Origin of the sequence: Streptomyces sp. H51 (assembly GCF_035656535.1) — a bacterium.
Classification (GTDB): Bacteria; Actinomycetota; Actinomycetes; order Streptomycetales; family Streptomycetaceae; genus Streptomyces.
The window spans coordinates 209,883-221,836 of the sequence record NZ_JAYMHD010000075.1 but is presented as its reverse complement, the minus strand read 5'-3'; the positions used below and the strand labels follow the sequence as shown (position 1 = coordinate 221,836).

General features: G+C 72.9%; 12 protein-coding genes. 7 read left to right on the top strand and 5 right to left on the bottom strand.

Translation table 11 applies throughout. From position 1 onward, the window contains the following. Positions 1-439: 439 nt before the first annotated feature. The gene (locus VKA29_RS27655; RefSeq protein WP_324788707.1) at positions 440-1,780 is read left to right on the top strand and encodes a transcriptional regulator; all 1,341 of its coding nucleotides are present in this window, start codon (positions 440-442) and stop codon (positions 1,778-1,780) included. A 92-nt stretch (positions 1,781-1,872) separates the two neighbouring features. Further along, positions 1,873-2,418 (top strand): NUDIX hydrolase, encoded by a 546-nt coding sequence (locus VKA29_RS27650; protein WP_324788706.1) that lies wholly within the window; start codon positions 1,873-1,875, stop codon positions 2,416-2,418. Between the two features lie 23 nt (positions 2,419-2,441). On the opposite strand, the gene VKA29_RS27645 is transcribed toward VKA29_RS27650, so the two are convergent. Next, positions 2,442-2,699, bottom strand: coding sequence for a hypothetical protein (locus VKA29_RS27645; RefSeq protein WP_324788705.1), 258 nt, complete (start codon positions 2,697-2,699; stop codon positions 2,442-2,444). A 255-nt stretch (positions 2,700-2,954) separates the two neighbouring features. After that, positions 2,955-3,830, bottom strand: coding sequence for a 3-hydroxybutyryl-CoA dehydrogenase (locus VKA29_RS27640; protein ID WP_324788704.1), 876 nt, complete (start codon positions 3,828-3,830; stop codon positions 2,955-2,957). A gap of 214 nt (positions 3,831-4,044) precedes the next feature. Between VKA29_RS27640 and VKA29_RS27635 the strand changes: the two genes are divergently transcribed. Continuing rightward, entirely contained in the window at positions 4,045-5,265 is a 1,221-nt protein-coding gene (locus VKA29_RS27635; RefSeq protein ID WP_324788826.1) for a glycoside hydrolase family 10 protein, read from the top strand. Positions 5,266-5,290: 25 nt separating this feature from the next. On the opposite strand, the gene VKA29_RS27630 is transcribed toward VKA29_RS27635, so the two are convergent. Beyond that, positions 5,291-5,482, bottom strand: coding sequence for a DUF1918 domain-containing protein (locus tag VKA29_RS27630; RefSeq protein WP_324788703.1), 192 nt, complete (start codon positions 5,480-5,482; stop codon positions 5,291-5,293). 89 nt (positions 5,483-5,571) lie between these two features. After that, complete coding sequence (locus tag VKA29_RS27625) at positions 5,572-6,573, bottom strand: DMT family transporter (RefSeq protein WP_324788702.1); 1,002 nt, start codon at positions 6,571-6,573, stop codon at positions 5,572-5,574. Here VKA29_RS27625 and VKA29_RS27620 point away from each other — a divergent pair. The 3 genes from VKA29_RS27620 (at position 6,572) to VKA29_RS27610 (ending at position 9,274) form a co-directional block, all read left to right on the top strand. After that, positions 6,572-8,047 carry a PLP-dependent aminotransferase family protein gene (locus VKA29_RS27620; protein WP_324788701.1) on the top strand — a complete coding sequence of 492 codons (1,476 nt, stop codon included), beginning with the start codon at positions 6,572-6,574 and terminating at the stop codon, positions 8,045-8,047. The two genes, VKA29_RS27625 and VKA29_RS27620, sit on opposite strands and share 2 nt — an antisense overlap. 70 nt (positions 8,048-8,117) lie before the next feature. Next, entirely contained in the window at positions 8,118-8,555 is a 438-nt protein-coding gene (locus tag VKA29_RS27615) for a GNAT family N-acetyltransferase (protein WP_324788700.1), read from the top strand. Between the two features lie 140 nt (positions 8,556-8,695). Continuing rightward, complete coding sequence (locus tag VKA29_RS27610) at positions 8,696-9,274, top strand: histidine phosphatase family protein (RefSeq protein WP_324788699.1); 579 nt, start codon at positions 8,696-8,698, stop codon at positions 9,272-9,274. A gap of 461 nt (positions 9,275-9,735) precedes the next feature. Here the strand turns inward: VKA29_RS27610 and VKA29_RS27605 are convergent, their stop codons facing one another. After that, positions 9,736-10,173 carry a helix-turn-helix domain-containing protein gene (locus VKA29_RS27605; RefSeq protein WP_324788698.1) on the bottom strand — a complete coding sequence of 146 codons (438 nt, stop codon included), beginning with the start codon at positions 10,171-10,173 and terminating at the stop codon, positions 9,736-9,738. Between the two features lie 182 nt (positions 10,174-10,355). On the opposite strand from VKA29_RS27605, the gene VKA29_RS27600 reads away from it, so the two are divergent. Further along, positions 10,356-11,780 (top strand): MFS transporter, encoded by a 1,425-nt coding sequence (locus VKA29_RS27600; protein ID WP_324788825.1) that lies wholly within the window; start codon positions 10,356-10,358, stop codon positions 11,778-11,780. Positions 11,781-11,954 lie beyond the last annotated feature (174 nt).

The following is an 11,954-nucleotide window of genomic DNA, read 5'->3' as shown; positions in this document are numbered from 1 at the left end:
AGCTCAGCCGCCGACGGAAGCGGCCGGCCTTTCGCGGCCGGTCCGTCCGCGTTCGGCGGGGCCGCCCGGGAGTGGCCCTTCATTCAGCGGCGCGGGGGACCGCGCGACCGGCCACGACGAGCCCGCGGCCGACAGCGCACCTGTGGGACCACACGGTGGAGAAGCGGGCGCCGATCGCGCCGCTCGGCCGCCGCCGGCGTGCCGTCCGCCCCGCCACGGAGTGTCGGGCAGGCAGCTGGGCGGACGGCGTGGAGACGGGCCGCCGTACTGGTACGAGGGGGAGCCGGCGGCCCGGCCGGCCTCTTGCGAGGCAGTTCAGTCAACCGGCCGGAAACTCTCCGCGACAGCGCGCACACACTGCGGATCCGGGCACTCCGTTCACACCCCGTGTGAAGGGGTTGGCACTACTCTGACGGCACCGAGGCACCGGGGGGCATCCATGCAGCCCAACACTCTGCTCGACGCGATCCTGGACGAGGCCGGGATCTCGCACGCGGGGCTGGCCGCACACGTCAATCAGGCGGGCCTGGCGCGCGGACTCGCGCTCCGCTACGAGCACACCGCGGTGGCGCGCTGGCTCAAGGGACAGCGGCCCCGCGGCCAGGTGCCCGACCTGATCTGCGAGGTGCTGGCCGCCCGGCTGCACCGGCCCGTCACCCTCGACGACATCGGCCTCGGCGTCCCCGGCGAGCCGTCCGCACCGCACGGCACCTCCCTGTCCGGCTTCGTCGAGCGCGCCACCGCCCTGTGGCGCTCCGACGAACAGCAGCGCCCGCACGTCCTGGGCGCACCCGCGGTCACCGGCACGCCCGCCGTCATGCCGGTGTGGGAGTGGGAGAACCCGCCCGAGGACGTCGACGTCTCGCGCGGCGGCCGGCACCGCGTCACCTCCTCCGACATCGAGATGCTGCGGGCCGCCCGCACCCACTACGAGCAGATGTACCGCAAGGCCGGCGGCATGGCGACCCGGACCCGCATCGTCGGTTTCCTCAACGCCGAGGCCGCGCCGCTGCTGCGCGGCAGCTACACCGACGCCACCGGCCGCCAGCTGCACCGTGCCACCGGCGGCCTGGTGGCGATCGCCGGCATCTGCGCCTACGACTCCGACGCCCACGGCCTGGCCCAGCGCTACTTCCACCAGGCGCTCCGGCTCGCCAAGGCCAGCGGCGACCGCGGCCTGGGCGCCTATGTGATCGCGCTGCTGGTCAACCAGTCGCTGTTCATGCGGGAGTACCGCCAGGCCGTCGCCTTCGCGGAGGCCGCGCTGCGCGCCGCCGGCAAGCACATCACCCCGGCGCTCGCCTCCGACCTCTACGCGATGCAGGCCAAGGCGTACGCGCACCTCGGCGACGGCACGAGCGCGCTGTCCCGCATCCGGCGTGCCGAGCAGGCCGCCGAACGGATCCGGCGCGGCCACGAACCCGACGAGACCGGCTACGTCCAGCCGGGCCTGGTCAACGTGCAGGTGGCGGAGGCGCTGCTCAGCCTCGGGGAACTCACGGCCGCGGGGGAGCACGCCGCGGCGGCCGTGGACAACCCCGCGCACGACCGGGGGCGGGTGCACCGGCTCGCCATGCTCAGCACGATCGAACTGCGGCGGGGGAACGCCGACAAAGCGGTGGCCACCGCGGTGCAGATGGCCGAGCAGGCCCGGGGAATGGAGTCCCAGCGGCTGCGCGACAGACTCCGCGCGGTGCGCGACCACCTGGTGCGCAACGGCTGCACGGGTACTTCCGAGGCCGCCGAGCTGATCGACGGTGCGTTGCGGGTGCCGCTGTAGGCCGGTCCGCGGACGGGCTCGGGCTCCGGACCACCGACAGTCCTCGCCCCTGCTGCGATATTGCCCCTTACCCAAAGGAAGGTGGCAGAACCGTGCAGTGGACGAAACAGAACGAACAGACTGTGTACTCAAACCGCTGGTTCAGCGTCAATCTCGCGGATGTCGAGTTGCCGGACGGCCGGCATCTCGATCACTTCCTGATCCGGCTGCGGCCGGTCGCCGTCGCCACGGTGGTCAACGAGGCCAACGAGGTCCTGCTGCTGTGGCGTCACCGCTTCATCACCGACAGCTGGGGGTGGGAACTGGCCGCGGGCGTCGTCGAGGACGGCGAGGACGTCTCCCGCGCGGCCGCCAGGGAACTCGAGGAGGAGACCGGCTGGCGACCGGGGCCCCTGTACCACCTGATGAGCGTGGAACCGTCCAACGGCCTCACCGACGCCCGGCACCACATCTACTGGGCCGACGAGGGAGAGTACATCGGGCACCCCGTGGACGACTTCGAGTCGGACCGCCGGGAATGGGTTCCCCTCAAGCTCGTCCCGGACATGGTCGCCCGCGGTGAGGTCCCGGCCGCCAACATGGCAGCCGCGTTACTGCTCCTGCACCATCTCAGGCTCGGGCAGGACGCCCAGCCCTGATCCCCCGACCGGGTCCTGGTCCCTCAGCGGCCCAGGGCCTGCCAGACCGTCACCACCAGCGCGCCCACCGCGGTCAGCGCCGCGACCGCGGGCAACGGCCAGCGGCCGTGCTCCAGGGCGACGATGCGGGCGCTCAGCTCGTCGATCTCCTTGTCCGTCTCCTCCGTTCGGTGACTGAGCAGAGCCAGCCCACCCTCGACGCGGGCGTACGCCACGTCGAGGCGCCGGCGTAACTCTGCGAGTTCTCCATGGACCACGGGATGCTCCGGGTCGGCGGTCACGAGTCCGCTCCTTTCCGTTAGTCGGCACATCCCTTGCATGCGCATGATGAGTGAACTCGCCTGGTGGGTGCGTGGGGAGAGTGTGCGTAAGGCATATGCGTGCCCGGTGCGCACACGGTGTGTGAAACGCGTGGGCCCGGCACTCGGAAGAGTGCCGGGCCCATGGTCGTCGCACTGTGTGACTATCACCCTGCAACGGGCACTGTGCGACCGCCGTACGCGGTGTCGGCCGTAGACGTGACAGCCGTAGACATGTCAGCCGTAGACGTAGAAGCCCGATCCGGACTTCCGGCCCAGCCGACCCGCGTCGACCATGCGCTGCAGCAGCGGGGGAGCGGCGTACAGCGGCTCCTTGTACTCCTCGTACATGCTCTGCGCCACCGAGGCCACCGTGTCCAGGCCGATCAGGTCGGACAGCTTCAGCGGGCCCATCGGGTGGGCGCAGCCGAGCTCCATGCCGTTGTCGATGTCCTCGCGGCTGGCGATGCCCGACTCGAACATGCGGATCGCCGAGAGCAGGTAGGGGATCAGCAGCGCGTTCACCACGAACCCCGAGCGGTCCTGGGCGCGGATGGCGTGCTTGCCCAGCAGCTTCTCCGCGAAGCGCTGCGCCCGGCCGAGCGTGTCCTCGGAGGTGGTCAGCGCCGGGATCAGCTCGACGAGCTTCTGCACCGGGGCCGGGTTGAAGAAGTGGATGCCGATGACGTGGTCGGGGCGCGAGGTGGCCACCGCCAGCTTCACCAGCGGGATCGAGGAGGTGTTGGAGGCCAGGATGGCGTCGGGCCGGGTCACGACCTGATCGAGGACCTGGAAGATCTCCGTCTTGACCTGCTCGTTCTCCACGACGGCCTCGATCACCAGGTCGCGGTCGGCGAACTCGCCCAGGTCGGTGGTGAAGCTCAGCCGGGCCTGCGTCGCCGCCAGCTCCGCTTCGGTGATCTTGCCCCGCTCGGCGGCCTTGGCCAGGGAGCCGAACAGCCGGGTGCGGCCGATCTCCAGAGCCTCGCCGGTGGTCTCGGCGACCTTCACGTCCAGTCCGGCGCGGGCGCACACCTCGGCGATGCCCGCTCCCATCTGGCCACAGCCCACCACACCGACGCGCGCGATGTCTCCAGCCGGGATGTCCGTCACATCGTCCCCTTCACTGATCCATCCGTGGCAGGTCTGCCGTGTTTCGGTCCCTGCTCCGACCCTGCACGTTACCTTCGGCGATCGTTGATCGATCACCGGGGTGCCGTGCCGACGGCCCGGCGCCGGAGACAGACCCACGGAGGCAGCGGTGAGGACACGGAGGACAGCACCCTGGTCGCGCCGGGCGTTCGCGGTGACCGCCCTGTCGGCGCTCATGGCGGGCGGCGCGGCGGCGGCCGACGCGCTCACCGGCGGTGCGGGGGCCGGTACGGCGGCGGGCGGCCCGGGCGGCGGCCGGCGGCGCGCGGCCGGGGAGATGCGGGGGGTGTGGGTGGCCACCGTGGCCAACCGTGACTGGCCCTCGCGGCCGGGGCTGACCGCCGCGCGGCAGCGCGCCGAGCTCGTCGCCCACCTCGACCGTGCGGTCGCCGACCGGCTCAACACCGTGATCCTCCAGGTGCGCCCGACCGCCGACGCGCTGTGGCCGTCGCCGTACGAACCCTGGTCGCAGTACCTCACCGGCACCCAGGGCAGGAACCCCGGCTGGGATCCGCTGGGCACGGCGGTCGAGGAGGCCCACGCCCGCGGTCTCGCCCTGCACGCCTGGTTCAATCCCTACCGCGTCGCCAACCACACCGACCCGGCGCGGCTGGCCGCCTCGCACCCCGCGCGCCGGCACCCGGACTGGGTGGTGCCGTACGGCGGGAAGCTGTACTACAACCCGGGACTGCCGGAGGTCCGCGCCTTCGTCCAGCAGGCCATGCTGGACGCGGTGCGCAGGTACCCCGTCGACGCGGTGCACTTCGACGACTACTTCTACCCCTACCCGGTGGCCGGCCGGACCTTCGACGACACCGCCGCCTACGACCGCCACGGCGCCGGATACCCGAACCGGGCCGCCTGGCGGCGCGCCAACATCGACAAACTGGTCGGGGAGACCGCGGCCGGCATCAAGCTGATCCGGCCCGCCACGCAGTTCGGGATCAGCCCCTTCGGAGTGTGGCGCAACGCGGCGACCGACTCCCGCGGTTCCGACACGCGCGCGGGCGTGGAGACGTACGACGACCTGTACGCGGACACGCGGAAGTGGGTGCGGGAGAACTGGATCGACTACATCTGCCCGCAGCTGTACTGGAACATCGGGTTCGGCGCCGCCGACTACGCCACTCTCGTGTCCTGGTGGGCCGACGTGGCGCGGGACACCGCGACGAGGCTGTACCTGGGCGAGGCGCTGTACAAGGCGGGCGACCCCGCGCAGCCCGCGGCCTGGCAGGACCCGGCCGAACTGTCCCGGCACCTGGCGCTCGCCGAGGAGCGTCCGCAGGTGCGCGGGCACGTCTTCTTCGCCGCCAAGGACGTGGCGGCCGATCCGATCGGGGCGATGGCACGGGTCGTCGCCGACCACTACAAGCAGCCGGCGATGCCCCCGCGCTGATCCGCCGGGCGATGTGCCGGGCGGTCTACCGGTTCTCGCGGTGGCGGATCTCGGTGTCGGGGCCGGGCGAGCACACGCCCTCGTGCCCGTCCTCGAAGCGGACGCGGTAGGGAGGGTTGCCCTCCTGGCCCATCACTTCGACGATCTCGCCGACCTTGTCCTGCTGGCCGACCACCCTGCCGTGCTGCACAAGCTGGTCGCCCTTGGTTGCGCGCATCTATGCGGCCTCCTCACATGGTGCGGAGCAGCGTTCCGTGGCCTTGGGTCCAGGGCGACGGGAACCTGGGAGGAGCGGGCCGAACGGTCCTAGCCGCGGGCCCGCTGGGTCACGGCGATGCACACGAGCACCGCCGCGGCGGTCAACGGCGCGGCCACCGGCAGGTGCTCCCCCAGCAGCAGCACCGACCACACCAGTGTGAGCAGGGGCTGGGCCAACTGCAACTGACTGGCCTTGGGGATCCCGACCACGGCCATGCCCCGGTACCACACCACCAGCCCCAGGAACTGCGAGCCCGCCGCGACCCACAGCAGTCCGGCCACGCTGTGCGCGGTCAGGTGCGCGGGCTCAAGGGCCAGCGCGGCCACCGCGGCGGGCACGCTCAGCGGCAGGCACAGCACCAGGGCCCAGCCGATGACCTGCCAGCCCGGCATGACCCGGGCCAGCCGGCCGCCCTCGGTGTACCCCGCGGCGCACACCAGCAGCGCCGCGAACAGGTACAGGTCGGCGGCGGTCAGCGCGCCGCCGCTCTGCTGGGCGGTGAACACGGCCACCGCGGCCGCCCCCGCGACCGCCGCCGCCCAGAACGTCCGGGAGGGGCGGACGCCGACGCGCAGCGCGGACAGCAGGGCGGTGGTGAGCGGGAGCAGGCCGACCACGACGGCCGCGTGCGCGGTGCTGGACGTCCGCAGGGCGAGCGTCGTCAGCAGCGGGAAGCCGACGACGACGCCTGCGGCGACGACCGCGAGGCCCGCCCAGTGCGCCCGGCCGGGCACGGGCACGCGCAGCGCCAGCAGGCAGCCGCCCGCGATCACCGCGGCGAGGACGCTGCGGACGGCGACCAGCGCCCAGGGTCCGAAGCCCTCCAGGCCCCAGGCGGTCGCGGGGAAGGTGAGGGAGAAGGCGACGACGCCCAGGGCGGCCTGCAGGGTGCCGACGCGGCGGTCCGCCGCGGCCGCTGCCGCCGCCGACGCCCGCGGACGCGTCCCGGCCGTCGTCCCCGGCGCTGCCCCGGCCGCTGCCTCCGCCGCTGTCCCGGAGGTGTCGACCGCTATCGATGCTGCCGTAGTAGCGCTACTCTCTGCTCTCATGCATGAGCGTAGCAGTGTGGGTGAACTGGCGGAACGGCTGCGACAGGAGCTGCACCGCTACTCTCCCGGAGGGAAGCTCCCCTCCAGCCGGGCGCTCGTCGAGCGCTTCCGGGTCAGCCCGGTGACCGTCTCGCGGGCGCTCGCCCAGCTCGCCGCCGAGGGGCTGGTGGTCACCCGGCCCGGTGCCGGAGCCTTCCGGGCGCAGCCACGCGTCAGCGCCGACGCCGCGGGGGACACCTCGTGGCAGGAGGTGGCGCTGAGCGCGGACGGCGCCACCGAACTCGTGCCGCGCACGGTGGACGCCTCGGGCGTGCTCGTCTCGCTGGCCGGCCCGCCGCCCGGCGTCGTCGAGTTCAACGGCGGTTACCTGCATCCCTCGCTGCAGCCGGAACGGGCCATGGCGGCGGCCCTGTCCCGCGCCGGACGCCGGCCCGGTGCCTGGGGGCGGCCGCCGGTGGAGGGGCTGCCGGAGCTGCGCGAGTGGTTCGCGCGGGGCATCGGCGCGGCGGTCACCGCCGCGGACGTGCTGGTCACCGCGGGCGGCCAGTCGGCGCTCACCACCGCCCTGCGCGCGCTCGCCCCGCCCGGGGCGCCGGTGCTGGTCGAATCGCCCACCTATCCCGGCATGCTGGCGATCGCCCGCGCGGCGGGGCTGCGGCCCGTCCCCGTCCCCGTGGACCCGGACGGGGTGAGGCCGGCCCTGCTCGCCGACGCCTTCCGGGCGACCGGAGCCCGCGTCTTCGTCTGCCAGCCGCTGTTCCAGAACCCGACGGGCGCCGTCCTCGCGCCCGGGCGCCGCGCCGACGTGCTGCGGACCGCCCGGGAGGCCGGCGCGTTCGTCGTCGAGGACGACTTCGTGCGGCGGCTCGCGCACGAGGACGCGGGCGAGCTGCCGCGGCCGCTCGCCGCCGACGACCCCGACGGCGTCGTCGTCCACGTCTGTTCGCTGACCAAGGCCACCTCGCCCAGCTTCCGGGTCGGCGCCCTGGCCGCCCGCGGCCCGGTCCTGGAACGCCTGCGCGCCATCCAGATCGTCGACACCTTCTTCGTGCCGCGGCCGCTGCAGGAGGCCGCGCTCGAACTCGTCGGCTCGCCCGCCTGGCCGCGTCATCTCCGGTCGCTGTCGGCACAGCTGAAGGCCCGCCGCGACGTCATGACGGCGGCTCTGCGCCGGGAGCTGCCCCGGCTCGCCCTGCCGCACATCCCGTCGGGCGGCTACCACCTGTGGCTGCGGCTTCCGCACGGTACGGACGAGGCGGCCCTGACGGCCGCGGCCCTGCGCGCCGGCGTCGCCGTCACGCCCGGCCGCCCGTACTTCGGCGCCGAGCCCCCGGCCGGCCACCTGCGCCTGAGCTTCGCGGCGGTGGCGGGAGCCGGCGAGATCACGGAAGGGGTGCGACGGCTGCGGACCGCCGTGGACGAGGTGCTGCAGCGCACCGGGTCGATGCGGTGGGGGCGCGGGGAAAACAGGTAACCGGGAACCGGGAACCGGGAACCGGGAAAACGGTTCGACAAACCGGGGTGCGGCCTGTGAATCTCCCGCCATGAACGACCTCCCGAGCATTCCTGACGATCACGAGTTCTCCGCCGATCCCGGACGTGTCGACGTCGATCGCGTGCACCGCTGGCTGTCCACCGACGCGTACTGGGCGCTCGGGCGGCCACGGGAGAAGCTGGAGCGGGCGATCGAGGGCTCGCTGAACTTCGGTGTCTACGACAGGGCGTCGGGGGAGCAGGTCGCGTACGCGCGGGTGGTCACCGACCGGGCGACCTTCGCCTGGCTGTGCGACGTCTACGTCGACCCGTCCGTGCGGGGCAAGGGGATCGGCACCGCCATGGTCGCGGCCGTGCGCGAGCACCTGCTCCCGTACGGGCTGCGGCGCCTGCTGCTCGCCACGCACGACGCCCACGGCGTGTACGAGAAGGTCGGCTTCACCGCCCTGGAACGGCCCGAGCAGTGGATGGTGCTCGCCTCCGAGTGAGCCGCCGGCCGGTGGGCAGCCGCGCGCCGGAGGGCGACTTGTCCGGCAGATCCCGATCCGGGCGTGAAGGTTCACGCACCCTGGGTGACTCGTAGGTAACGTCTCTTGACCTGCCCACTCCCGCGGCTCACCATCGCCGCATGCAACTGAGGGTCACGTTCGTCGCGGCCGCGCGCAGTTCCCCGCCGCTCGCCGAGCGCTTCGAGGACGACCGTCCGCTGGACCAGGCCGGCTGGGACGAGGTGCAGCGCGCCGCCCCCGCCCTGGTCCCGCTGGTGGCGTCCGAACTGCGCTACTGCTCGCCCACGCCCCGCAGCCGCGCCACCGGCGACGCCCTCGGCTACGCGCCGCTCGTCCAACTCGCCCTGCGGGACTGCGACATGGGGCGCTGGCGGGGGCTGACGCTGGGCGAGGCGATGGCCCGCGAGCCGGAACTGGTGGACGCTTGGCTGGCCGACCCGCACGCCACCCCGCACGGCGGCGAGTCGCTGTCGGCCTTCGTCTCCCGGGTCGGCGGCTGGCTCGACACCCGGCCCTACGAGGACGGCTGCCGCATCGTCGCCGTTGCCGAACCGTCCGTGATCCGCGCGGCCCTGCTGTACGCCCTGAAGGCGCCGCCGTCGGCCTACTGGCACATCGACGTGCGCCCCCTGTCGGCCGTCACCGTCACCGGCCACGCCCGCCGCTGGAACCTCCGCCTCGACGGGGCGACCGCCTAGCGGCGGCGCGCGTCGGCCCCGGACGTCCGGAGCGCGACCTGCGTGACGGGTCCGCGCCGCCTCGGCTGCCGGCTCACGGAGACGGACCGGACAACGCGCTGCTCCCCCTCCGGCACGCGCCGCGCTCGCCGGCACAGGAATCGGCTGCTCCCCGCTGACCGAGGAACTCCTGGGCAGGTGCTCCGGGTCCTTCGCCGACGAGGACCACTTCCCGCCCGCAGGGCGAGCCCGGCCGGCACGGTCGCCGCCGGGTACGGGCTGACGGCGACCGCGCCGTCCGGGCCGGCCGGCGCCGCCTCGTACGGACCGGCCCGGAATCGCGCGGTGATTGCGCAATCCTTCCACGATCGGCCGGTGCCCGTCGGCCGGTGATTCACACAGAACCGGTGGCCGGTGGCCGGCTCCGCGGAATCACCGGGGAATTGCCGGGAAATAACCGGCGCTCGTCCGCCGGGTCCCGCTCAGGACGCAGCGGCGTTCGCAGCCGTGCGCCGGTCGTACTCCGCGCGGGCCGAGGCGATCTCGGCCTGATGCTCCTCCGTCCAGACCACCAGGCTGCGGATCGTGTCGTGCAGCGTCGCCCCGAGCGGTGTCAGCTCGTACTCCACCCGTGGTGGCACCACCGGGTGCACCGTGCGTTCGACCAGGCCGTCCCGCTCCAACTGGCGCAGCGTGACGGTGAGCATGCGCTGGCTGACGCCCTCGATCAGCCGGCGCAGCTCGCTGAAGCGCAGCTTGCGGCGGTCCAGCAGCGCTATCACCAGCAGCGACCACTTGTCCGCCACCCGGTCCAGGATCTGGCGTACCTCACAGCCCTGCCGGGTGTCCCACTGCAACACCTCGTAATCGGCTTCGGTATCCGTGCAGTGCGTCGGTGACTTCGAAGTGCCTTCTTCCATAGTCATTGAGCCTGCCTGATGATGCCTGTGGTCACAAGAGGGAACCGCCACCAACTGCCTTTGCGCATAGTCGAGTTGGTGACCCGAGCGGTCGCCCCGATTTCGGCCTTTCCTTTTTCTCTACCGAGGAGTCAATTTCCGTGTCCGCACTGCAATCCTCTCCGGACAGCGGCAACGACCGCATGAGTGGGCGCGCTTGGGGCGTGCTGTTCGTACTGTGTGGTGCGATCTTCCTCGAGGGCGTCGACGTGGCCATGCTCAACGTGGCCCTGCCGTCGATCCGGGCCGACCTGGGGCTGTCCACCGGCACGCTCCAGTGGGTGATGAGCGCCTACGTCCTGGGCTACGGCGGCTTCATGCTGCTCGGCGGTCGTGCGGCCGATCTGTTCGGCCGCCGCCGGATGTTCCTGTTCTGGCTGACGGTCTTCCTGCTCTTCTCCGGGCTCGGCGGCCTGGCCACCGAGGGCTGGACGCTGATCCTCGCCCGGTTCGTCACCGGTGTCGCGGCGGCGTTCATGACCCCGGCCGGCCTGTCGATCATCACCACCGGCTTCGAGGAGGGCCCGCAGCGCAACAAGGCGCTGCTCGTCTACTCCGGCACCGCGGCCGGCGGCTTCTCCACCGGCCTCGTCGTCGGCGGCCTGCTCGCCTCGGCGGACTGGCGCTGGGTGTTCTTCGCGCCCGTCGTCCTCTCGTTCGTCATCCTGCTCACCGGCGCGGCCCTCATCCCCAGGCCGCCGCGGCCCGACCGGGGCGGTCAGAGCCTGGACGTGGCCGGCGCGGTCAGTGTGACGGCGGCGATCCTGCTGCTGGTCCTCTCGGTCGAGCGGGCCACGCACGCACCGGCCGCGCAGACCGCGCTGACCGCCGCCGCGAGCCTGCTGCTGTTCCTCGCCTTCGTCCTGATCGAGCGCAAGGCGTCCGCGCCGCTGGTCCGGCTCGGCATCCTCCGCAACGGCAGCCTGGTCCGCGCCAACTCGACGGGCCTGCTGTTCGCCGCCGGGTTCTTCGGCTACCAGTTCATCGTCGTGCTCCACCTTCAGGAGCTGCGCGGCTGGTCGGCCGTCCAGACCAGCTTCGCGATGATCGTCATCGGTATCGACGCGATCCTGTCGCCGACTCTCACCCCGAAGCTGGTGAACAGGTTCGGCAACGCCCGCGTCATCTCCGGCGGCCTGCTGCTGGCCGTGCTGAGCTACGCGCTGATGTTGCCGCTGGGGCTCGACTGGACCTACCTGATGATGTTCCCGAGCCTGATCGTCCTCGGCCTGTCCTTCTCGCTGGCCTACGGTCCGCTGACGATCGTCGCCACCGAGGGCGTCGACGAGGAGGAGCAGGGCGTCGCCGGCGGACTGCTGTACACCTCCTTCCAGTTCGGCGCGGGCCTCGGCCTGTCCTCGGCCACCGCGGCCATCGACGCCGCGACGGACGGGACCGGCCCGCAGGCCGTGCTCGACGGCCACCGGGCGGCTCTGGTCGTCCCCCTGGTGGCCGCCGCGATCGCCGTCCTCGTCAGCGTGTCCGGGCTGCGCGGCCGGTCCGGTGCGGCCGCCGCGGAGCCGGCCGCCACGGATCCTGTCCTGGAGTCCGCCGAGACCTCGCGCTGATCCGGGCCCGGCCCGGTGCGGCGGGCCGAGCCCTGCTCGCCGCCCCGCTGCCCGCCCCCGACGGGAGCCCGCGCCGCACGCCGCACTCGTGCCCGTCACGCAGTTCGGCATCGCCGACCACCGGCACGCCTCCGCGGCGGCCGGCACCGGCAGCTCCACGGTCACCGCGGCGAA